The 23,275-nt window shown below is 41.5% G+C and carries 17 protein-coding genes; 3 read left to right on the top strand and 14 right to left on the bottom strand.

What is annotated here, in order from left to right:
• Nucleotides 1-219 precede the first annotated feature (219 nt).
• Both IE222_RS14595 and IE222_RS14590 read right to left on the bottom strand, forming a co-directional pair.
• Nucleotides 220-1,536 carry an alpha-L-fucosidase gene (locus IE222_RS14595; RefSeq protein ID WP_191274027.1) on the bottom strand — a complete coding sequence of 439 codons (1,317 nt, stop codon included), beginning with the start codon at nucleotides 1,534-1,536 and terminating at the stop codon, nucleotides 220-222.
• 157 nt (nucleotides 1,537-1,693) lie between these two features.
• Nucleotides 1,694-2,569, bottom strand: coding sequence for a helix-turn-helix transcriptional regulator (locus tag IE222_RS14590; protein ID WP_191274025.1), 876 nt, complete (start codon nucleotides 2,567-2,569; stop codon nucleotides 1,694-1,696).
• A 577-nt stretch (nucleotides 2,570-3,146) separates the two neighbouring features.
• Between IE222_RS14590 and hutH the strand changes: the two genes are divergently transcribed.
• Both hutH and IE222_RS14580 read left to right on the top strand, forming a co-directional pair.
• Nucleotides 3,147-4,664: a histidine ammonia-lyase gene (gene hutH, locus IE222_RS14585; protein ID WP_191274023.1), complete on the top strand. Its 1,518-nt coding sequence runs from the start codon at nucleotides 3,147-3,149 to the stop codon at nucleotides 4,662-4,664.
• A 150-nt stretch (nucleotides 4,665-4,814) separates the two neighbouring features.
• Nucleotides 4,815-6,284, top strand: a complete 1,470-nt coding sequence (locus IE222_RS14580; RefSeq protein WP_191274021.1) for an amino acid permease — start codon at nucleotides 4,815-4,817, stop codon at nucleotides 6,282-6,284.
• Nucleotides 6,285-6,442: 158 nt separating this feature from the next.
• Here IE222_RS14580 and adhE read toward each other — a convergent pair whose 3' ends face one another.
• The 10 genes from adhE to IE222_RS14530 all read right to left on the bottom strand — a co-directional run bounded on the left by adhE (nucleotide 6,443) and on the right by IE222_RS14530 (nucleotide 17,772).
• The gene (gene adhE / locus IE222_RS14575; protein WP_191274020.1) at nucleotides 6,443-9,031 is read right to left on the bottom strand and encodes a bifunctional acetaldehyde-CoA/alcohol dehydrogenase; all 2,589 of its coding nucleotides are present in this window, start codon (nucleotides 9,029-9,031) and stop codon (nucleotides 6,443-6,445) included.
• Nucleotides 9,032-9,258: 227 nt separating this feature from the next.
• Nucleotides 9,259-9,486 (bottom strand): hypothetical protein, encoded by a 228-nt coding sequence (locus IE222_RS14570; protein ID WP_191274018.1) that lies wholly within the window; start codon nucleotides 9,484-9,486, stop codon nucleotides 9,259-9,261.
• Nucleotides 9,487-9,797: 311 nt separating this feature from the next.
• A complete protein-coding gene (locus IE222_RS14565) occupies nucleotides 9,798-10,721 on the bottom strand; it encodes an aminopeptidase (protein ID WP_191274017.1) in 924 nt (307 codons plus the stop codon).
• Between the two features lie 85 nt (nucleotides 10,722-10,806).
• Nucleotides 10,807-11,571, bottom strand: coding sequence for an IclR family transcriptional regulator (locus IE222_RS14560; protein WP_191274016.1), 765 nt, complete (start codon nucleotides 11,569-11,571; stop codon nucleotides 10,807-10,809).
• A 108-nt stretch (nucleotides 11,572-11,679) separates the two neighbouring features.
• A complete protein-coding gene (locus IE222_RS14555; RefSeq protein ID WP_370465054.1) occupies nucleotides 11,680-12,951 on the bottom strand; it encodes a M20 family metallopeptidase in 1,272 nt (423 codons plus the stop codon).
• Nucleotides 12,948-13,898, bottom strand: a complete 951-nt coding sequence (locus IE222_RS14550) for a DUF1177 domain-containing protein (protein ID WP_191274014.1) — start codon at nucleotides 13,896-13,898, stop codon at nucleotides 12,948-12,950. Before IE222_RS14550 ends, IE222_RS14555 begins: the two co-directional genes overlap by 4 nt.
• 13 nt (nucleotides 13,899-13,911) lie before the next feature.
• Entirely contained in the window at nucleotides 13,912-14,889 is a 978-nt protein-coding gene (locus tag IE222_RS14545) for an ABC transporter ATP-binding protein (protein ID WP_191274013.1), read from the bottom strand.
• Nucleotides 14,864-15,895: an ABC transporter ATP-binding protein gene (locus tag IE222_RS14540; RefSeq protein ID WP_191274012.1), complete on the bottom strand. Its 1,032-nt coding sequence runs from the start codon at nucleotides 15,893-15,895 to the stop codon at nucleotides 14,864-14,866. Before IE222_RS14540 ends, IE222_RS14545 begins: the two co-directional genes overlap by 26 nt.
• 20 nt (nucleotides 15,896-15,915) lie before the next feature.
• On the bottom strand, nucleotides 15,916-16,806 hold the full coding sequence (locus IE222_RS14535) for an ABC transporter permease (protein WP_223282715.1): 891 nt from the start codon (nucleotides 16,804-16,806) through the stop codon (nucleotides 15,916-15,918).
• Nucleotides 16,807-16,809: 3 nt separating this feature from the next.
• Nucleotides 16,810-17,772 (bottom strand): ABC transporter permease, encoded by a 963-nt coding sequence (locus IE222_RS14530; protein WP_127489106.1) that lies wholly within the window; start codon nucleotides 17,770-17,772, stop codon nucleotides 16,810-16,812.
• Nucleotides 17,773-18,018: 246 nt separating this feature from the next.
• Here IE222_RS14530 and IE222_RS14525 point away from each other — a divergent pair, with 246 nt between their 5' ends.
• Nucleotides 18,019-19,617, top strand: coding sequence for an ABC transporter substrate-binding protein (locus IE222_RS14525; protein ID WP_191274011.1), 1,599 nt, complete (start codon nucleotides 18,019-18,021; stop codon nucleotides 19,615-19,617).
• Between the two features lie 267 nt (nucleotides 19,618-19,884).
• Here the strand turns inward: IE222_RS14525 and IE222_RS14520 are convergent, their stop codons facing one another.
• Together IE222_RS14520 and IE222_RS14515 are read right to left on the bottom strand one after the other, a co-directional pair.
• A complete protein-coding gene (locus IE222_RS14520) occupies nucleotides 19,885-21,318 on the bottom strand; it encodes an aldehyde dehydrogenase family protein (RefSeq protein WP_191274009.1) in 1,434 nt (477 codons plus the stop codon).
• Between the two features lie 19 nt (nucleotides 21,319-21,337).
• Nucleotides 21,338-22,972: an acetolactate synthase large subunit gene (locus IE222_RS14515; protein WP_191274007.1), complete on the bottom strand. Its 1,635-nt coding sequence runs from the start codon at nucleotides 22,970-22,972 to the stop codon at nucleotides 21,338-21,340.
• Between the last annotated feature and the right edge of the window lie 303 nt (nucleotides 22,973-23,275).

Genomic DNA, 23,275 nt, shown 5'->3' with positions numbered 1-23,275 from the left:
GTATTCTTTTTACCGTCTTGTCACTTAGCTTCAAATACTTCTCGACTTTTTTAGGCGATATGGCTTCCCCTTTACGAATCGCCAGCCGAAGCACTTTGACCTCATATTCTAGATGAAGATAACGGAAATGGTAAAATAATTCGAGGCGTGACAGGCACGCCAAAGAGAAGTGCTGCCAACACTTCTCCAAAAAAATCGGGCGATGCACAGGCACCTTTATTACTCGGTTTTCAAAAACAATTCCACAACCGGGACGGTCACATCCGGTTTTTGGACCGGCAATTCAATCGTGATGGAGCCAGGTTCAATTTCTGCGGTCATGTGTGTCACATGGATGTTCGGATTATGTTCCCTGAAAAAGAGTTCTGATCCGTCATGGAGAAACTGGGCGTATTCCACTTTGCCTGCAAGTCCTGGCAAATGAATGTGTTTGAACGGCCAGGAGAAAATATGTAAGTAAAGCCGGTTGCCTTTTTGGGTGTAACGGCAGTCAACAGGTGTGACAAAATCACTGTTCCTCGCGCCGTAAATGGATTGGGAATGGAGATCCATCCATTTGCCGATTGCATCAAGACGCTCTTTCGTCAGCGGTTCAATCTCTCCCCGTGCGTTCGGTCCGATGTTGAGCAGCAGGTTGCCGTCCTTAGAAACCGTATCAATCAGCATCTTGATCAGCATTTCACTCGATTTCCAATCTAAATTATCCCGATGATAGCCCCAGCTGCCATTCATCGCCTGGCAAGCTTCCCAAAGGACGGGATGACCCTCTTTCACCAATGGTTTGAGCGGCTGGTACTGTTCCGGCGTTTGGATGCCCCTGTGCAAATCAAGGCGGTCATTTAATATGATGTGCGGCTGGAGTTCCAAACACAATTTTTCCAGCTTTTCTGACTGCCAATCTTCTGCACCCTTTCCGACTGACCATCCCCAGTTTTCCTGTGGATACGAAAAGTCGAACCAGAGATAGTCCACTTTTCCGTAGTTGGTCAACAACTCCCGGACTTGGTTATGCAAGTATTCAACATACTTTGACATATCCCTGCCCGCAGCCGACTTTTTAAAATCCTCATCATTGCTTTGCGGGTGGGTTCCATCGACTGGGAACTCGGGATGATGCCAGTCGAGCAGTGAATGATAGAAGCCGACTTTCAGGCCTTCTGCTCTGAAAGCATCTACAATTTCCTTTAATAAATCACGCTTGGCGGGCGTATTGGTCACTTTGTAATCTGTGAAAGCCGTATCCCAAAGACAGAATCCGTCATGGTGTTTGGTTGTAATGACGAAATATTTGTATCCGGCCTTTTTGGCAGTGATCGCCCATTCCTTGGGATCAAAACGATCAGGATTGAATCGTTCGAAATACTTCCGATATGTGTCCGGATGAATGTTCTCCCATCGCATGACCCATTCGTGGCGCGCGGCATTGGAATACAAACCGAAATGGATGAATAAACCAAAACGGTCATGGATAAACCACTCCGGGTCTCCGTAATGATTCGGCCAATTTTTGCGTATTGCAGAATGGTCTGTTTTCATTTTTTACTGCCTCCTGTTTGTCGGATGGGACCCTTGGATCTCAGATTCCGCAACTGAATTTCTTCCTGTTGAATGAACAGAAAAATATCATTTATTTTGAATGTTGTATTTGCAATATTAGTGCCGCTTTCCATTGACAGCGGTTACTACTGGAGCCTTACAAAATATCGCTGTGCGCTTTTATAGCTTCGCTGTGATAAGCGATAAATTGGCTGGCGGTCATCCCGACATTCTGCTTGAAGGTGCGGCTGAAAGCGTGAATGCTTTGATACCCAACCTTTTCAGCGATATTTGTTAAAGAATCGCTATTTTCCAGCATAAGTTTTTTGGCTTGTTCCATTCTGAGCTGAGTCACATATTTATGGATCGTGATCCCGATTTCCTCTCTGAAAAGATAGGCGATATGGCTTGGTGAAAAACCGGCATGCCTGCTGATAGCCTCGATATCCAAACTGGAATTCTGGTAGTTTTCATGGATAAATTGCAGGCAGCTCTCCAAGATGATCCAACCCTTTTTCGGTACACCGGCTTTTTCGGCTCCGGTTTGCTGGCTCTCAAAAAAGAGAGATAACAGGTAAAGGGCATCTGCTTTCAATTTTAATGCGGAATGAAAATCAGTTTCCTGATGCACTTGGTACATGGATAAAAATAGATTCCTGATTTTCCTAGTTTGATCAGCTGTCCCATGGACAATCGGATGAACCCCAGCCAATTGCATTTCTTCGGCGGGTGGTTCCTGTCTCAATTCCCCCCGGCTTCGATGTTCATGATAGAACAGATCGAAATGGACAATATATTGGATCAGCGGCTCCGTAGAAATGGAACGGACAATATGGGACAGCAAAGGGTGCATCAAAACCAGATCCCCGGTTTGGACAATGTATTTTTGGCCATTTAGAATAAATTCTGCACTCCCTTGTTCAATGTAAGTAAGGACATGATCAAAATCAATCCATTCGCCGACAAGGGACACTGTCTTTAAAATCTTCACTTTGCGCACGAACGGAGAAATACGGTCAAAGGGAACAGGCATGGTTTCACCTCCTGTTATATTCGTTTAACTAAAAGAATGATAGGCGCATTTAAGTGAATTCTATCATTTCTCCGTTCAAAATAACCATTGTTCAACACTATCCTATAACGTAAATCAGAACCTGTCTTTAACCGTATCTATCTTTTTTTAACAAAAACAACGAAATTACCAGATACTAAGATTCATTAAATACTTTTAATAGAAATGAGTATGGGAATGTATACCATCAATATGAATAGGACCTATCATCGAAAAATGCACTTTCTTGACACCTCTTGAATCGACAAAATTCGGGTGGCACCTTTATTCATCCGACAAAATTCGGGCGATGACAGGCACGCTATTTAAAACATTCAGAAAATTCCATTGACAAATTTGTCCCCTATCGCATATGATAATTACCTAACCCATAGATTGATAGATTACGTTGAAAGGAATGATAACCCATGAGGCTGTTATTTAAAAGAATAGTTTCAGATTCAAAAATCGTTACAAAAGAGGCTGGACTCCAATTCTAATCAGAATCGGAATCCAGCCTCTTTCTTTATTTTAATAAAGTATTAGAGGAGTGGGGAACTTGATTACATTAACAGGTCAAAATTTAACGTTAGCTCAAATGAAGGAAATTTTATTCGAAAATCAGAAGGTGTCTGCTTCAGAAAAGAGTATGGAGGCTGCAAGAAAGAGCCGGGAAGCAGTTGAAAAAATCGTATCAGAATCAAAAGTCATCTATGGGATCACAACCGGGTTTGGAAAATTCAGCGATGTGCTCATTGACAAAGAAGATGTTGAAGACCTTCAGCTGAATTTAATTCGTTCACATGCTTGCGGAGTAGGCGAGCCGTTCCCAGAGGTTGTGGCAAAAGCAATGGTACTCCTTCGCGCTAACGCACTATTAAAAGGATTTTCCGGCATTAGACCGATTGTGATTGAAAAATTAATAGAGTTAGTCAACAAGAATATTATCCCTGTCATTCCGCAGCAAGGCTCTCTAGGAGCAAGTGGAGACTTAGCACCACTTTCCCATTTAGCATTAGTGTTAGTCGGTGAAGGAGAAGTATTTTATAAGGGAAATCGCATGAGCTCACTTGAAGCGTTCCAAAAAGAAGACATCAACCCAGTCACCCTTCAGGCAAAAGAAGGACTTGCCCTCATCAATGGAACGCAGGCAATGACAGCAATGGGTGTAATTGGATATCTAGAGGCAGAACAACTTGCATACCAAAGTGAGTTAATTTCCTCTATGACAATTGAAGGACTAAATGGAATCATCGATGCCTTTGCTGAAGAAGTTCATCTAGCACGAGGCTACAAGCAGCAAATCGATACAGCAGCACGAATCCGCAGCTATTTAAGTGACAGCTTATTGACTACTCAGCAGGGCGAGCTTCGGGTGCAGGATGCTTATTCACTGCGATGTATCCCGCAAGTTCATGGCGCCACATGGCAGGCACTTGATTATGTTAAAGAAAAGTTAGAAATTGAGATGAATGCTGCAACAGATAATCCGTTAATTTTTGATGACGGTGAAACCGTAATCTCCGGCGGTAACTTCCATGGACAGCCAATTGCGTTTGCTATGGATTTTATGAAAATTGCAGTGGCGGAAATGGCCAATATTTCTGAAAGAAGGATTGAAAGATTAATCAATCCACAGTTAAATGACTTACCGCCATTTTTAAGCCCTCAGCAAGGCTTGCAATCTGGGGCGATGATCATGCAATATGTTGCAGCAGCGCTTGTTTCTGAAAACAAAACGCTGGCACATCCGGCAAGTGTCGATTCGATTCCTTCATCTGCGAATCAGGAGGACCATGTGAGCATGGGAACCATTGGTTCAAGGCATGCTTATCAAATCATTCAAAATACAAGAAGAGTCCTAGCCATCGAATTCATTTGTGCGATGCAGGCAGTTGAATATCGAGGGGTCAAAAAAATGGCAACCCAAACAAAGAGACTTTTTGATGCAGGAAGAGAACTTGTTCCTTCGATTAAAAAGGACCGTATCTTCTCTAAAGATATTGAAAGAGCAACAGAAGGTCTTAAAACAATGAATCTAGCAAAATTAATTCAGCCATTGGACAAAGTAAAATAATTTCATCTAGGTCAAAGCGAATCGGAAAAGAAGACATACTTACCAACAGAGTAGAAAGCGGATTCATTTTTTAAGACGACCATGATATTCGGATCACTCTCTTTTGGATACCAAATAAGATAAATGAGGTGTTTTATGCAAAATACAGCAATGAAAAAACAAACTCAACAAACACATCCAGGAGAACAACATGAACACTTAGAGAGAAAATTAAAAACAAGGCACCTCTCCATGATTGCTATTGGCGGCACGATCGGAACGGGTCTGTTTTTAGCCAGTGGTACGACCATCCATGATGCTGGTCCAGGGGGAGCAATTGCCGCCTATCTTATTGCAGGGATTATGGTATATTTCCTCATGACAAGTCTAGCGGAGATGGCTGCCTATATACCTATTTCAGGTTCCTTTAGTACCTATACATCAAGATTTGTTGACCCCGCCCTAGGGTTTGCAGTCGGCTGGAATTATTGGTATAACAACGCCATTATTCTTGCTCTTGAATTATCAGCCTCTTCATTGATTATGAAATATTGGCTGCCCGATATTCCGGGCATTGTCTGGAGTGCCACTTTTCTCGCCATTATTTTTGGTCTAAATGTTTTATCCGTCAAAGGGTATGGTGAATCAGAATTTTGGTTTTCCATTATCAAGGTTGTCACCATCTTGATTTTTATAGTTGTCGGATTGCTGATGATCTTTGGAATTATGAAAGGGCATACAGGCGGATTTGGAAACCTTACAAGAGGAGAAGCGCCATTTAAGGGTGGCCTTTTATCCATTTTTAGTGTCTTTATGGTGGTGGGCTTTGCCTTTCAAGGAACGGAAATGGTTGGGGTAGCCGCAGGTGAAAGTGAAAACCCTGAAAAAAATATTCCGAAAGCGATTAAGCAAATCTTTTGGCGAATTCTTTTGTTCTATATTATATCAATTTTTGTGATCGGATGTTTAATTAGCTATAATGATCCGAATTTATTAAGCTCCGATCTTGAAAACATTGCGGTAAGCCCATTTACTCTTGTATTTCAAAATGCTGGGCTGGCATTTGCTGCAGCTGCGATGAATGCGGTTATTCTTACTTCTGTTTTATCCGCAGGAAACTCATCATTATATGTTGGTTCACGTGTTCTGTGGGTATTGGCGGAAGAAGGTAAAGCACCAGCATTCCTGAAAAAAGTAAATAAAGGGGGCGTCCCGGTTAACGCCATATATGCGACGACTTTTGTAGGAATGCTTTGCTTCCTAACCTCCCTTTTCGGGGATGGAACCGTTTATTCATGGTTATTAAATGCTGCTGGTTTAGCCGGGTATCTCTCTTGGTTAAGTATTTCTGTTACACACTACCGATTCCGAAAAGCCTTTATCGCTCAAGGAAAGGACTTTAACGAGCTTCCCTATTTCGCACGGTGGTTCCCATTGGGTCCCATTTTGGCGACTTTATTATGTTTAGTAGCGATGCTTGGGACAAATTACGGGGCATTCATTGGTGATAAAATTGACTGGTACGGAATTTTAGTTTCCTATATTGGACTGCCTTTATTCTTACTTGGGTTTTTAAGCTACAAAATTGTAAAAAGGCCAAAGATAGTTCCATTAAAGGAGGCCGATTTCAGCCGGGAATAGGTTTATCTTCCCACAACGTATTAGACATAATCGGACGGTGCCAGGCACCATTAATCAATTTTGAAACAGGCCAACCGTAAAATGATTACGATTGGCCTGTTTATTAATGTTACAGCTTCACTTGAATCATCGACAAAATTCGGGCGGTACCAGGCACATCAAAAAGCCTGACGATAAATTTCAGCTAGTTCAGTTACTAATGGCAGCTTTGGATTCGCGGTTGTACACTGGTCTTCGAATGCGCGTTCCGCAAGATAGTCGACTTTGCTTTCAAACTCTTCTCTGTCAACATGATTGGCTTCAATACTCATTGGAATATCAAGTTCTTGTGCCAGGTTAATAATGGCTTGGATTAAGCTCTCTACTCCCTCTTCGGTTGTGCGTGCCGGCAGGCCAAGTGTTCTGGCAATCTCTGCATATCGTTTGTCAGCCACAAAGTGATTATATTTTGGAAAAGCGGTAAACTTGGTTGGTCTTGTGGCATTATATCGGATGACGTGCGGCATCAAGATGGTATTTGCACGTCCGTGAGCGATATGGAACTCTGCCCCAAGTTTATGGGCAAGGCTGTGGTTGATCCCAAGGAATGCATTGGCAAATGCCATACCCGCTATCGTTGAGGCATTATGCACTTTTTCACGAGCAAGTTCGTCACCGCCATTACGGTAGGCTCTAGGCAAATATTCAAATACTAACTGGATTGCCTTCATTGCTAATCCATCCGTATAGTCATTCGCCATACAAGATACATACGCTTCAATGGCGTGAGTCAAAACGTCCATACCCGTGTCCGCCGTAATATGTTTTGGCACTGTCATGACGAACTGCGGATCAATAATCGCCACATCCGGTGTTAATTCATAATCGGCAAGCGGGTATTTGATGTTGGCTTCTTTATCGGTAATCACGGAGAATGATGTTACTTCTGAACCTGTTCCAGACGTTGTTGGAATCGCCACAAATTGTGCTCTTTCACCTAAACGAGGATATTTTACAATCCGTTTGCGGATATCCAAGAATTTCTGTTTCAGTCCGAAGAATTCCGTATCAGGATGTTCATAGAACAACCACATTCCTTTTGCCACATCCATTGCTGAGCCGCCGCCGAGTGCAATAATGACATCCGGCTGGAACTTAGCCATCATTTCTGCACCCTTCATGACGGTTTCAATGGATGGATCTGGCTCCACCTCTGAAAAAATTTCACAATGAACATAATCTGGACGCTTTCTTAAATAATAGAGAACGCGGTCAACATAGCCCAATTTCACCATACCAGGGTCTGTAACGATAAATGCTTTTGATACTTTAGGCATCTTAGCAAGATATTGTGTTGAATTCTTTTCAAAATAAATCTTAGATGGAACTTTAAACCACTGCATATTAACATTCCTTTTAGCGACTTTTTTGATATTGATCAAATGAACGGCACCCACGTTTGTAGAAACCGAGTTGCCTCCATAGGTTCCGCAGCCTAGAGTTAAGGATGGCATATACGCGTTATAAATATCACCGATTGCACCTTGTGAAGATGGCGCATTGACAATGATACGTCCTGCCTTCATTCGCAGCCCAAATTGTCTGATCGCATTTTGATCAGAAGTATGAATAACGGCAGAATGTCCTATTCCTCCAAAATTCAGCATTTCTTCTGCTCGGGTTAATCCTTCTTCGAAACTGCTAACCTTGTAGCAAGCTAAAACCGGGCTTAACTTTTCCCTGGATAGCGGGTACTGTGGGCCGACACCTTGAATTTCCGCAACAAGGATTTTTGTATGTTCAGGAACCGTGACTCCGGCCAATGCAGCGATAGCAGAAGCAGCCATACCGACGATCTTAGGATTAACTGCACATGAATGTTCGTTAATAACCAGTTTTTCAATCTTTTGTTTTTCTTCCTCGTTTAAGAAATAGCAGTTGTTTGCTAACATTTCCTGTTTCACATCGTTATAGATTTCCTGATCGATAATAACCGCTTGTTCAGAAGCACAAATCATACCATTGTCGAATGTCTTGGATAAAATTAAGTCGTTCACAGCCTGGTGCAAATTAGCAGATTTTTCGATATAACAAGGTACATTACCAGGGCCCACTCCAAGGGCAGGTTTTCCGGAGCTATACGCTGCTTTCACCATTCCTGCACCGCCGGTTGCGAGAATTAAAGCGATGTCATCATGATTCATCAGTGCTTGTGTTGCCTCTAGGGACGGTGTTTCAATCCACTGGATACAATTCTCTGGCGCCCCTGCTTTGACCGCTGCATCTCTAAGGACCCTTGCAGCCTGACTGCTGGATTTTTGAGCAGATGGGTGGAAAGCAAAAATAATTGGATTTCTGGTTTTTATTGAAATGAGTGCTTTAAACATTGTTGTGGAGGTTGGATTGGTAACGGGTGTTACACCAGCAATGACACCCACCGGTTCGGCAATTTCGATGATTCCTTCATGTTCGTTTTCGTTTATGATTCCAACCGTTTGATCGTATTTAATATTATGGTAGACATATTCAGTGGCAAACATATTTTTGATGATTTTATCTTCGTAAACGCCTCTCCCTGTTTCTTCAACCGCGAGCTTTGCCAACGGCATATGCTGGTCAAGTCCCGCTAAGGCCATTTCCTTCACAATAAGATTAATTTGTTCCTGATCAAAATCCCTGAATCCTTTCAATGCCTCAAGTCCATTTTTCACTAAGGTATCAATCGTTTCTTTACTATCCTGTTTCAATTCTTTTACTTCAACAGCCATTTGTTAACCCTCCATTGGTATCTATTTTTAAAGCAGCATTACTCCTATACCGGGTTTCTCGTAATCTTGTTGAGTGATTAAAATCTTAGCATGAAATGAATAAACAGAACTTCCTAAAAAGTGACCGAATCATGGCAATAATGTATCCAAATTGTTAATGCTGTGATTATTTACCTATTTGTTTGTGAATGTTTTCACATAAACATTTTTAAAAAAAGAGCATAACCTTATGCACAAACTGGATTTCTTGGGATTTTTTCAAAGGAAATATCGGTTAGGATTTTAGAAGACCTTTTGACAAAAACAACATAATTCACTGTCCATATATAGGCCGGGATTACTTCGTTCTCCTTAAACAGCATTGCCTCAAATTCATCCCCCACCGCTTCTTCAAAAGCTTCTAATGTAAATGTTTCAGAATCAGTAGAGAAGTTGATCCATTCGCAAACCATCATGTTTATCACTCCTTCGTTCTTTCTGATTTCATTATAGCATGGGTTTTGAGAAATAATTTGTGAAATATTGAACAAACTTTAAACACTGACACTTGGGACTAGCCTAACAGGTGATTCCTCAATTGAATTGTTCTTTTTGGATCTCCTTTCCAAGAGTTGAATCGACAAAATTCGGGGCGTGACAGGCACGCGAAAGAGAAGTGCTGCCAACACTCCTCCGCGTAACTGCTACAAGTCAAATCTTCAACAAAATGCGGGCGGTGCAAGTGGCACCTGATTTACCGCGTTAATACTTTATCTTAGTGGACCGTCTAAACAATTCGTTCTCCATCAATGAACACAATTGGTTCTTTGATGACACAATCAATATGAACGCCAGCTTCTGTTTGGCCGCCAAAGGATTTGTTGCTTCCAAATGCAATATGAACGGTCCCAAAGACCTTTTCATCCTCTAATACGTTACCGGTTAACCGGGCTTTTTTGTTTGTACCAATTCCAAACTCAGCAATGGTACGGCCTTCCCCGTCGCCTAAAAGTTCCAGCAGTTGTTTGCCTTTTTCACCGCTTGCTGCTGCTAATTTTCCGTTTTCAACATGTAAAGTTACGGGTTCATTTAAGACACCAATTCCTGAAATAGAGCCGTCAATGGTGATTGTGCCATTTGCCGAATCCTCAAGCGGCGCAATATAGCTTTCCCCTGATGGAAGATTTCCGGATTCACCCTTTTCCCGGAACACACCAGTACTTGGAATCGCCTTTCTCCCTTTAATCGTGAAGAATAACTTGTCATTTCCTTTTCTAATTTCTACCTGTTCACCATTTCCAAGGATTTCACAATACTTTGCTGTCAGCCTCTCCACTTCCGAATAGTCAGCCGTAATGGCACCTTCTTCAAGCATATCTAAAGTCAGTCCAGGCATGGTGGCAATTCGTGAACCGCCTTTAGCAGCTTCTTTTCTTGCCTTTGTATGTGTAAGCGAGTGTTTTGTGATACAAAAAACAACATCAGCGGAGCGCATGGCCTCACTGACGATACGAGGAGGTTCCTCTCCCGACTTTGACCTAGTGGCCATTTCCATTAATACCGTTTCATTTCCTAATTCTGTCCCTGCTGCTTGGAAAATCTCGGCTATGTCCAATAGTTCCGAATCCGTTACAATTAAAACCTGCTCATCTTTTCTCACATACAAATTCTGTTGGAGAACAGATTTAGCTACATCTATGTATTTTTGCATCTGTAACTCTCCTCTTAGATTATAAATACTAGGAGGCCGTAAGCCCTTGCAGAATTTTGCAGTTGCCTTTTGGCCACCTATATAATTAAAGCCGTATCTTTAATTGATATTTTTCAATCATATCGGCTAATTCATCCCTAGCCTTTTTTAAAATAGGAATCGATTCGTTTATTTTCTTTTGCGACATTCGATAATTCGGTCCTGATACGGTTAACGAGCCAATGATTCGATCTTGTTGGAATAGTGGAACGGCGATCGCAATAATATCTGGGGTGAATTCTCCCTCGCTCATGGCCCAGCCATTCTCCCTTATCACCTGTAATTCCTCTCTTAACTCGTCCGAATTCGTCTTTGTTTTTTCCGTATATTGCTTTAATTCGTACGTATTTAAATAGTTTTCAATAAAATCATCTGGCATAAAGGCCAAAATACTGCGATAAGAAGCACCTACATATAAAGGCGCCCTGCTTCCTACTGATACTGAGAATTTCACCTTATTATCAGGTTCTATGGCTTCAAAGGTAACGGCCTGATCCTTATCTAGTAAGGTAAGAAAAACAGATTCACCCGTCTGTTTGAATAATTCCTCTAATACAGGGTGAATGATCTGTTTCAGATTTAAACTATTATACATATTCATCCCTAGTTCCCATGAGGCCAGGCCTAATGAATATTTCTTCGTTACTGGATCCTTCCGTATGAAACTATTAGATTCAAAGGTTTCAAGAATCCGATATATTTTTGCGTGATCCATTTTCATCTCTTGGGCAAGTTCCCTGCCTCCCCATTCCGGTCTGCTCCTTGTAAACATCCGAATAACCTTTAGTGAATCATCTAATGTCTTTAGCATATAATCCTCCCCCACCCAATCACAAAACTTGAGAATCCTAATCTATCATACCAAATTCTTAATAAATCTGGATGAAAATAGAAGGCCTCAAGTTTCTAAACGCTCATCTTATTTGGAATAGAGAAAATCAATCACAGCTGCAATATAGACTTTTGCGCAAGTAATGATTTGTTCCGTTTTTACTCTTTCGTTATATCCGTGAATAGTCGGTAAATAGGCCGGACCATATTGGAGTACTGGAATATCGTATTCTCTAAAATGTTTGGCATCACTGCTCGCCCATTGCATCACGCCATACGCTTCCTCATCTGTGACGAATGTAATATTATCAACAATCGCTTTACATACTGGATCATTGGCATCCGTATAATTTGCTTGACTTCTGAAACCGAAGCGGCGTAATTCATATCGAATTCCTAATTGATCCAATTTATCCGTTAGCATGGCTGTTACTTCCTCTTGCGTAATGCCAAACGGCAAACGGCAATCCACTTGAACTTTACAGCTTTCAGGAATGACATTTGATTTTGTACCGCCTTCAATAGTGCCAATATTTACGGTGATTTTTTCAAATACATCGATGTATTTCAATCGTTCAGTCTCTACTTCCCGCATGTATCGGTGGGTTACCTCGATTAACGGTTTAACACTTTCCGGAATTTCAATGGTTAAATCCCATAATTTCTGAACCTCAATTAGTGCTTTTACCATATCACTGATGGCATTTTGACCAGCCAACGGAGATAAGCTTCCATGTCCCGGCTCGCCAAATACTTCAAGCTCAAACCAGTATGAACCTTTTTGACCAATCGTTGGGTTTCTTGGTGAAGACGGCTCTGCGATTAAACAGCCATCCCCTTTTACGAGGCCCTTTTCTAAAAGCCATGGGACCCCAAATTCACCGCCAGTTTCTTCATCCGGAACAATGACAAGTGATAAGCTTCCAGGGAGCTCAATATTCAAACGCTTTAAAATCGTTGTGGCAAAAATTAAACCTGAAAGCCCTGCCTTCATGTCACTTGCGCCTCTTCCAAGCATCCAGCCGTCTTTTATTTCCCCGCAAAATGGGTCAAAGTCCCACTTCGAACGATCTCCCGCAGGAACAACATCGGTATGACCACAGAAAATCAGATTTTTTCCTTCGTTACGATTTCCCACTGTGGAGATTAGATTATACATTTTATCTGCTGACTCATGCCAGTCCACTGAAATGCCAAATTTACCTAAGTAATCGGCGATAAATTGGCTAATTTCCGTTGAATCACCAGGAGGGTTTTCGCTTGGGATTTTAATTAACGAACTGCATAGTTCCAGAAGCTCTTCTTTTCTTGATTCCACTTCATCTATTAATCTTTGTTTTAATTCGGTGGTATCCATTATTTCACAACCTCCTGGTTACCTTTAGTTTGTAAGTGAGTCATTTTTCCATATAGATTTTCTAAATGGTTGAATTCCTCCGCGTTGAAGAAAGAGCATTTGTTATCGCCGTACACTTTAGCCACTTCGATCACAAAGCGGACAACCTGCTCCACGTCAGTTAAATGAGTGGCACCCGTACCACATCCGGCAACAGTTGTTTGAGTTGTAATCGCCACGCCAACAACTGGACTAGACGTTGCAACGGAAGGCTGAAGGATACTATTAATATGAAATACACCGTTTCCATATGGAGTGATATCCTGTGTGGTAATAGGCATGGTAACAGGAAGAATTCCGGTTGATTGTGTATAAACTTGTAACAGATCATCACTTACTTTTAAAATATAGCCTTCTTTTACAGTCGGAGTGAGGGCAAAACCTTTATGGTTCAGAATCATATTTCCTTTTGTTGTATCAATCGAAAGAATGGCATCCATTTCAGCCGTTACCTCGTGCTGATTCATAGTTAAAATATCGACTGGAGAATTCATAAATGGTACCGGGTCATGCGGTAAGGTTGGTGCAGTTGGACAAATATGGGTGGTAATGATGACATCCCCGTTCAATTGATCCCCTTTTTTGGTCATGTCCAATAATTTAGCCGCAGCTGATATAGCGGATAAAGCGCCATCTCCGTCGGAAACAAAACCTGTCATTTCAGGTCGAGCGCCGATTCCGCCAAGGCGTCCGATAATCCCTAATGTTGCCGCATCTCCGCCTTTTGACTTTCCATTTCTACCAGGGATGGTAATTTTAATAAAATCCGTTGAACCAAGTTCCCCTTTAACGGTTTCAACAACCACTTCACCTTCACCTTGAATTGTATCTAAATAGGCTTTAACCTCTTCCCCTGTTACGTATTGATTATCTAATAATTCATATAGCTCGATGACATGTTTAAAAGACATTTTTTCGTTCCTCCTATTGTTCGTTAAGTAAATGACATGATGCAATATGGCCATTCCCCGTATCGATTAACTGCGGTGCTTCCCTTTTACATCTGTCCATCGCAACCGGACAACGTTCGTGGAAATGACACCCCGATGGCGGGTTAATAGGGTTAGGCACAGAATCTTTTAAAATAATTCTTTCCTTCCGGTCGTGCGGATTTTCTTTTGGAATAGCAGATAATAACGCTTTTGTATACGGATGCTTTGGATCCTCATAAATTTCCTTATATGTTCCCATTTCCACGATTTTTCCTAAATACATCACTGCAATCCGGTCACACATGTATCGGACCACATTTAAATCATGGGAAATAAAAATATAGGTTAAATCAAATTCCCTTTGCAATTCTTTTAATAGATTAATAACCTGTGCCTGTACAGATACATCAAGGGCGGACACTGGTTCGTCACAAATGATAATGTCCGGATTCAGAACTAAGGCTCTGGCGATATTAATCCTTTGCCTTTGGCCGCCAGAAAATTCGTGCGGATATCGTTTGGCATGATACTGGCTTAAACCAACGACTTCCAACAATTCTTCTACTCGTTTCTTTTGTGATGTCTTGTCGCCAATACGATGAATCACCATGGGCTCTGCGATTAATTCCCCGATTGTTTTTCTCGGATCCAAAGAGGCATACGGATCCTGGAAAACCATTTGGATGGATTTTCTCGTTTCCCGGAGCTTTTTCCCATCCATCCCGATTAAATTTTCACCTTTAAATTGTACCGTCCCGCTTGAAGGTGTAATCAGCTGGTTCACTAAACGAGCCATGGTTGATTTTCCGCAGCCAGATTCTCCAACCACCCCTAGGGTTTCACCGCGATAAACATCAAAACTGACCCCATCGACAGCTTTCACGCTTAGTCTGGATTTTACAAAAGGAATGGGACTTTCCAAGGGGAAATGCTTCTTTAGTTCCCTAACTTGTAACAATGGCTCTGTCATGGGCTGTTTTCTCCTTTCTGTCTAAGCGGTTTTCCTTCGTTTGAAAATGACAGGCAGCATAATGGTTTTCTCCGACCTCTGTCATTTTAGGCTTGTTAGTAAAACAAACATCTTGTGCATAAGCACACCGGGCCGCAAACGGACACCCTGTTATCTCCTGCCTAAGATCCGGTGGACTGCCAGGGATGGTTGTCAATGGTTGATCCTCACTGACACTTTCCGTAATTTGCGAATCTAGAAGTCCCCATGTATACGGATGCTTCGGCTGATCATAGATTTCCTTAACCGTCCCATACTCGACGACATTTCCTGCATACATCACAAGCACCTTGTCGCACAGCTCCCATACTACCCCTAAATCATGGGTAATCATAATGATCGCTGTGTTAAATTCATCCTGCAGCCTTTTCATCAAATCTAATATTTGTGCCTGAACCGTCACATCCAGTGCGGTAGTAGGTTCGTCAGCTATAAGAAGCTTTGGATTACATGACAGGGCAATGGCAATCATCACACGCTGCCTCATTCCGCCGGAAAATTCATGGGGATACATATTAATTCTTTTTTCCGGTGCCGGGATTCCCACAAGCTTCAGCATTTCGATAGCTTTTTTCTTGGCTTCCTTTTTCGAAACCTTTTGGTGGGTTTTAATCGATTCGATAATTTGATCCCCTACAGTGAATACAGGGTTAAGACTCGTTAATGGATCCTGGAATATCATCGAAATTTCGTTTCCACGAATGGATTTCATTTCTTTTTCCGATAACTTCAACAGATCCTTTCCGTCAAAATGAATCGCTCCTCCGCTTATTTTTCCAGGCGGACTGGGAATAAGACGCAGCAAGGATGTGGCGGTAACGCTTTTGCCGGATCCTGATTCGCCTACAATCCCAATGTTTTCTCTTCTATTTAAGGTAAAACTGACTCCATTTACAGCTTTTGTAATCGCGGAGCCAGATTTAAATTGAACTTCTAAATTTTCAACTTTTAATAATTCCTCCGACATCTGTTACGCCTCCTTTGATGTTAGGCTTTCATTTTCGGGTCAAGAGCATCGCGCAGCCCGTCACCAAATAGATTAATTCCAACAACCGTAATCAATATGGCTAGACCAGGAATCGTGGCCATATGAGGATTTAAGACTAGAAAGTCCTTCCCATCCTGCAGCATACTTCCCCACGATGCAGTTGGAGGCTGTACTCCAAGCCCTAAGAAACTAAGTGAGGCCTCTGAAATAATTGCACCTGCGATACTCATCGTTGCATAAACAATTAATGGGGCAAAACTATTTGGCAATACATGATGGAAGATAATGCGGCTATGTTTAGCTCCTAAGGACCGCGTCACCTCGATATATTCCGAATGTTTAACACTTAATACCTGTCCACGTACTACTCTTGCAAACCCCGGAATATTCCCTACTCCAATCGCAATAATTACATTGACTAATCCTTGTCCAAGAACGCTCATCAAGGTAATGGCCAATAGGATAAAAGGGAAAGCAGAAAGCCCATCCATGAAACGCATAATGATAGAATCCCATTTTCCTCCAAAATATCCGGATATAACTCCTAGCAGTGTTCCAACTACGGCCCCAAATAGTACCGCCCCGATTCCAACCAGCATGGATATTCTCGCTCCATATACTAATCTGCTAAAAATATCACGGCCATAATTGTCTGTCCCTAGAATGTGTCCTTCTACGCCAATTCCTAAAAGCGACTTGGTTACATTCATTTTATTAGGAGGATACGTAGCAATGACAGGAGCAAATATTGCTGTTAAGATCAGCAGCAATATTACAAATAATCCAAAAGCCGCAAAACGATTGCGTATCAATTTCCTAAATAATGAGTGCTCATTTTTAGTTTTTACTTGAGTTTGTTCCAGTACGATTCCTTGCTGCCCTGTAGACATTACTTATGACCCTCCTTTGTTTGATGAATATTTAATTCTTGGGTTTACTACTTTATATAAAATATCGACTACTAGATTGACAACCACATAGATTAAGGCAATAAAGATAACCATATTTTGAACAACGACAAAGTCCCTTTTTCCAATTGCATCAATAATCAATAGTCCAATCCCAGGCCAACTGAAAATCGTTTCTGTTAATACCGCTCCTCCAAGCATGGACGAAACCTGAAGGCCTAATACCGTAAGAAGAGGTGTTAATGCATTTTTAAAAGCATGCTTACAAATGACAATAAACTCACTTAAACCTTTAGAACGAGCTGTTTTCACATAGTCCTGTGAGATAACCTCCAGCATACTTGAACGGGTAATTCTAGCAAACTGTGCAGTAGGAATCGTTGCGAGTGCAATACTTGGCAGGATTAAATGGCTGAAGAAATCACCAGCACCGGCTTCCATTGAACCCATACCTGTTGCTGGAAACCAGCCTAAATTCACACTAAAAAACAAGACGAGCATAATTCCAAGCCAGAAAATGGGCATCGAAACACCAATTAAAGAAAAAGTTGTAAAAAGATAATCAAAAATGGAATTTTGCTTTCTTGCTGCGATAATGCCCGCTGGGACCCCGATGACGATGGAAATGATTAAGGCACAAACCGCAAGAATCACAGTATTTGGAAAGCGTTCCAGAATTAAATCGATGACCGGTTTGTTATACGTTAAGGAGTTTCCAAGATCTCCTTGAAGTAAATTGCCTATATAATCAACAAATTGAATATATAGTGGTTGATTTAATCCCAGTTCCTCTGTCAAAGCTTTGATATCCGCCGCACTAGCTTGTGGACCAAGCATGACGGCTGCAGGATTCCCCGGCAGCAGACGAGTGATTAAAAAAACAATGATAGCAACTATTAATAAAGTAGGTATCATATTTAAAATTCTACCAACAATGTACTTACCCATTTTCCTCCTCCTTTTTATTCAATATTCGAATCAATGATTCACTATTTGAATAGTGACAATTTTATCATTCCATTTTTTATTTGTAAATATGGTTATATTGTAAATTTTTTAGCTTTTTATATATTTCAAAAAATTATTTACATTATCTTAAAGGTTATGGTAAATTAAATAATAATTCAAATATTGAATTAACGATTCATTATATGAATCAACTTTAAGTTATAACTTTACAGGAGGTTTATTTTTATGAAGAAATTCAAGCAATACCTGTTCATCCTTGTATTGATAACAGCAGTTTTCGCGATCAGTGCCTGCAGCAGTTCGGACTCCAAAAAAGGTTCGGATGGACAAGCTGCTAATAACGAACCAAAAAGCGGGGGTACATTGAATGTCGGCCTTTCTTCCAACCCCAACACACTGGATCCTATTAAATATACTGGTGCATATGAGTCGCAAATTATGCGTTCTATTGGGAATACACTCATTGTTTATAACAAGGATTTAAGTGATTTCAAACCATCCTTGGCCACAGAGTGGAAAGCCTCTGACGATTTAAAATCCTATACATTCAAGTTAAGAGAAGATGTTTATTTCCAACCAGGGAAATACCAAGATGGCAGACAAATGACGGCAGAGGATGTTAAATATAGCCTAGAGCGTTCTGCTAAAGAATCTGCATTAAGCCGTTTATCCGGTGTTGACTCTGTAGAAGTTACGGGGAAATTTGAGGTTACAATTCATATGCCAAAACCAAATGCTTCCCTATTAGCCATGCTTACAGACCCAGGAAATATCATTATTCCGAAAGAAGAAGTAGATGGATGGGGAGATCAATTCGGCGCTCATTTAGTCGGAACTGGCCCATTCCAACTTAAAGACTGGCAAACAGATCAAAAAGTAAATTTAGTCCGCAATGATAAATATTGGGGTGAAAAGCCTTATCTTGATGGTGTTACCTTTAAAATTATTAAAGATCCAAACATGATGACAAACGCTCTTCGTTCTGGCGATGTCGATATAGCTACAGATATTAAAGGTCAAAATCGTAAAGTTATTGAAACAGATAAGAATTTAACCCTTTTATCCAAACCAGGACTTTCATTAACCTATCTTGATTTAAACAATATGAGTGGACCTACTGCAGATCCAAAAGTAAGGGAAGCAATCTATAAGGCTACAAATGTTGAGGAAATTGTGAAAGGTGTCAGCCAATGGGGAGGCGCATCCGTTTCCTATGCTCCACTTCCAAAGGAATCATGGGGATACAGCAAAGATTTGGAAAAGCTTAAGCCTCAATATGATCCTAAAGAAGCTAAGAAGCTTTTAGCTGAAACAAAATATGCAAAAGGTTTTAAAACAGAGCTTTATGTATTAGAATCTCGTGTTCCATATGCAACGATTTTCCAAAACCAAATGAAGGAAAATTTAAATATTGATGTGGATGTTAAAGTAACAGAATGGGGCACGCTAAGCGAGCTTGCAGCCAAAGGAAATGCACCAATGTATATCGGAGGCTGGTCATGGTATCCGGATCCATACTTCTTCCTAAATAAAACGTTCCATTCCGACCAAATTGGTTCCCTTGGTAATGGAAAAGGCTACAAAAACCCTGAAGTAGATGCCTTATTAAACAAAGCCCTAACCGAAACCGTTGATCAAAAAGAAAGAGCTGCCTTATACCAAGAAGCTATTAAACTGATTATGAAGGATTATCCACGTATTGAATTTGATAATCTTGATCAAACAGCTGCAATTAGTCAAAACGTCCAAGGATTCGATATCCCTGCAGACGGTTCTATTAATATTGTTAACCCAAATGGTACAAACGTTTGGTTGAATAAATAAACCTGATTATGATGTAAAAAGGGGCTGACTCTATTTTAGGGTCAGTCCCTTACTACTTATGGTTTATCCCATACAATATGTACAAAATAACGACTGTTGGCTATTTTTAAAATTTCCTTAGAAAAATTAAAACGGAAGCACTTTGCCTCCGTTCTAATCATACTTTCGGGTAGTGTCAGTGGTTCTACTCTCTGGAACATCCGCTTTTTCATTTGGACGGGGAGAATTGGACAAAGGGGCACGATGCCTGTCCCTTTGCCCCACTTATCAATGTTCATTTAATTTAAAACTAATAAATTTTTGCTCCATCATTTCATGCATGGCATATTTAATCCCTTCTCTGCCGACACCGCTGTCTTTCCAGCCTCCATAAGGCATGTTGTCAATCCGAAAGGTTGGAATGTCATTGATAATGACTCCGCCCGTCTCTAAGCGCTGCGCTGCATAAAAAGCCCGCTCAATACTTGGTGTAAAGATTCCTGAATTCAATCCGTAACGGGAGTCGTTAGCATCATTTATGGCTTCATCCAACGTATCAAACGGGAAAATACAAACGATTGGGCCAAATATTTCAGAACGGAACACTTTTGAATCACGGTTTACATTTGTTAAAACGGTCGGTGCCATGATATTCCCTTCGACAGTCCCCCCGCACTCAATCTTTGCCCCTTCTTTCACCGCTTCCTCAAGCCAGCTCTGAAGCCGATCCAACGATTTTTTTGAAATGACGGCTGTAATATTTGTTTGTTCATCAAGCGGTGAACCGATAACAAGCTCTTTGGTTCTCTTGATGAATCGATTTAAATATTCTTGATATAGCGATTGATGAACATAAATTCGCTGAATCGAAATACACACTTGTCCATTGTAGGAGAAAGACCCCATCACACTGGGCTCAATTACTTTTTCAAGGTCGGCACCTTCATCAATAATCAACGGGGAATTGGATCCCAGTTCGAGCGTAAGTTTACGAAACCCTGCCTGCTGTTGAATAATATGCCCGACTTCCACACTTCCTGTAAAGGTCACATTTTTCACATAAGGATGGCCTGTTAGGGTTTTACTTAGAACCTCGCCTTTACCCGGAATAATGTTAAGCACTCCATCCGGCAGCCCGGCCTCCTGAAAAATTTCTGCAAGTAACAAGGAACTTAATGGTGTTTGTTCGGCAGGCTTTAAGACAATCGAATTCCCTGCCGCGATGGCTGGACCGACCTTATGGGCGACAAGATTAAATGGAAAATTAAATGGAGTAATAGCCGTAACGACGCCAATCGGCGTATGAATCGTAAATCCAAAGCGGTTTTCCCCGCCTTTGGCTGCATCCATTGGAATTTGTTCACCATAATTACTCTTTGCTGCTTCAGCCGCAAATTGATAAGTTTGAACCGTACGGCTGATTTCCTCACGGGCATTTCGAATGGATTTAGCTCCCTCAAGTGCTATGATTTTCGCACATTCCTCACCATGTTGTTCAATAATGTCGGCAGCTTTTGCTAAAATTTCTGCACGGGCATGTGCCGGATGGGATTTGAATGTTTGAAACGCTTCATGTGCATTCGTTATAGCAAGTTCGGCATCAGCCGGTTCCGCCTGTCCGATTTCGGCCAATTCCTCATCCGTGTGGGGATTATACAATGGTTCATATGTCTTTGCTTCCTGCCACTGACCGCCAATCCATAATGGCCATTTTTTCTTCATGCAGCATTCCTCCTGTCTTCTATATTCTACAAATGTAATCCCCAAGTGTTTTTGACAGTTTGACGTTTTCTGAATAATCGACATCCACATCAATTAAAACAATCTCCTGACTTGCAATAGCCTTCTCTAAAGCAGGTAACAAGTCATCAGAATGGCTTACTTTTACTCCCTTCACACCGAAACTTTTAGCAAAATCCAAAAAGTCCGGATCGGTAAAAGCAATATCACTTGAGCGATTAAATTTATTGAGTTGTTTCCACTCAATTAAACCAAATTTCGAATCATGGAAAATGACAATCACAAATGCCAGTCCGAGGCGTTTTGCTGTTGCCAGTTCGACACCATTCATGAGAAAACCGCCATCCCCTGTAACCGCAATGACCGGTTTTTCAGGATGTGCCAGTTTTGCCGCGATCGCACCCGGCACGGCAATTCCCATCGATGCCCATCCATTTGAGATAATCGTATGATTAGGCTTTTCCGGCTGATAAAGACGCGCAATCCACATTTTATGCGCCCCCACATCGGAAATGATGATGGCTTCGCCTTTCTCCGCTTTTTTGATATCAGCAATGATTCTTTGCGGTTTAACAGGACTTCCAGACAGTTCATCGGATGCATGAAGTTTTTCAACCAGCTGCGCTTTTAATGTTTGAATTTCCGGCGAAAGCTCTTTTCGCTCGACTAGAGGATTTAATGCTGCGATCCCCTCTTTTACATTACCGACCAGCTCTGCAGCCAATGGATAGTAGGCATCCACTTCAGCAGGCAGACTATCAATATGAATAATCGGATTCATTGCTTCATCGTTCCAATATTTAGGTAAATACTCGACAAAATCATATCCCGCAGTAATAATAAGATCAGCTTGGTCAAATCCACAAAGTACATAATCCTTCGCCTGCATACCAACCGTATAAAGGGTTAATGGATGGTTGGAAGGCAAAACGCCTTTGGCCATGAACGTATTAACAACTGGAATATTCTTGGCTTCAGCAAATTCCCTTAATGCATCTGTCGCTCCATCACGAAAGACGCCATTTCCAGCTAAAATGATCGGTTTTTTTGCACGGTTAATGACCTCAGCAGCCTTTTGGATGGCGCTTTTTGCAGGACTCGAAGCTGGTATAGGTGTGACCGGAAGCGGCGTCCCCTCTGTTTCAGACATCGCAATATCTTCAGGGAGCTCAATATGAACAGCACCAGGCTTTTCAAGGACTGCTTGTTTAAAAGCCTTCCGGACGATTTCAGGTATTGTATGGGCTACCCGAATTTGCTGATTCCATTTTGTTACTTTCTCAAAAACCCCAATAATATCGACATATTGGTGGGATTCCTTATGTATACGTTCAAGGCCGGCCTGGCCCGTGATCGCGACCACTGGTGCATGATCTAGATAGGCGTCCCCTATCCCCGTCAGTAAATTGGTTGCTCCTGGCCCAAGTGTAGCAAGGCAAACACCGGGTTTTCCTGTCAGGCGCCCGAAAACATCCGCCATAAAAGCTGCCGCCTGTTCATGATGAACAAGAATCAATTCAATATCTGAACCATTCAGCGACTCAACAAAATCAGTATTTTCCTCACCAGGGATTCCAAATATATACTTAACACCCTCATTTTCTAAACATTTCACAAACAAATCCGAAGCCTTCAAATCTGATCCCCCAATCTATTTACTTATGCACAATGCTTATTGATAGTTTTTTCTTTGCACTGGAGAATTATGTATGGAACAGAAGGACGGGTGGCGTGTCTCACTAGTACAACATCAACTAGGACTCGCGCCAGTCCTCTTGTCCCACTGCAAATGTATACCAAAAAAGCAGAATATTAGAGAGGAGGTGGAGTTCAAACGATAAAAATGAGCGCTTTATCGATCCAGCGGGCAATGAGAGATTCCTTCCTTTAACCTTTTTCATAGTGTTTCCCTTTTTTAGGCAATGGAGCACGCTTCCTT

It is taken from the genome of Neobacillus kokaensis (genome assembly GCF_014656545.1).
Classification (GTDB): Bacteria; Bacillota; Bacilli; order Bacillales; family Cytobacillaceae; genus Neobacillus; species Neobacillus kokaensis.
Note: the sequence above shows the minus strand (reverse complement) of the source record. Positions and strands in the feature narration are given on the sequence as shown.

Bases quoted from the DNA above. Each gene is read 5' to 3' on its own strand.
- IE222_RS14540 (WP_191274012.1), bottom strand. From the start codon at position 15,895: ATGTCGGAGGAATTATTAAAAGTTGAAAATTTAGAAGTTCAATTTAAA.
- IE222_RS14595 (WP_191274027.1), bottom strand. From the start codon at position 1,536: ATGAAAACAGACCATTCTGCAATACGCAAAAATTGGCCGAATCATTAC.
- IE222_RS14570 (WP_191274018.1), bottom strand. From the start codon at position 9,486: ATGATGGTTTGCGAATGGATCAACTTCTCTACTGATTCTGAAACATTT.
- IE222_RS14535 (WP_223282715.1), bottom strand. From the start codon at position 16,806: ATGTCTACAGGGCAGCAAGGAATCGTACTGGAACAAACTCAAGTAAAA.
- IE222_RS14545 (WP_191274013.1), bottom strand. From the start codon at position 14,889: ATGACAGAGCCATTGTTACAAGTTAGGGAACTAAAGAAGCATTTCCCC.
- IE222_RS14550 (WP_191274014.1), bottom strand. From the start codon at position 13,898: ATGTCTTTTAAACATGTCATCGAGCTATATGAATTATTAGATAATCAA.
- adhE (WP_191274020.1), bottom strand. From the start codon at position 9,031: ATGGCTGTTGAAGTAAAAGAATTGAAACAGGATAGTAAAGAAACGATT.
- IE222_RS14590 (WP_191274025.1), bottom strand. From the start codon at position 2,569: ATGCCTGTTCCCTTTGACCGTATTTCTCCGTTCGTGCGCAAAGTGAAG.
- IE222_RS14520 (WP_191274009.1), bottom strand. From the start codon at position 21,318: ATGAAGAAAAAATGGCCATTATGGATTGGCGGTCAGTGGCAGGAAGCA.
- IE222_RS14530 (WP_127489106.1), bottom strand. From the start codon at position 17,772: ATGGGTAAGTACATTGTTGGTAGAATTTTAAATATGATACCTACTTTA.
- IE222_RS14560 (WP_191274016.1), bottom strand. From the start codon at position 11,571: ATGCTAAAGACATTAGATGATTCACTAAAGGTTATTCGGATGTTTACA.
- IE222_RS14580 (WP_191274021.1), top strand. From the start codon at position 4,815: ATGAAAAAACAAACTCAACAAACACATCCAGGAGAACAACATGAACAC.
- IE222_RS14565 (WP_191274017.1), bottom strand. From the start codon at position 10,721: ATGCAAAAATACATAGATGTAGCTAAATCTGTTCTCCAACAGAATTTG.
- IE222_RS14525 (WP_191274011.1), top strand. From the start codon at position 18,019: ATGAAGAAATTCAAGCAATACCTGTTCATCCTTGTATTGATAACAGCA.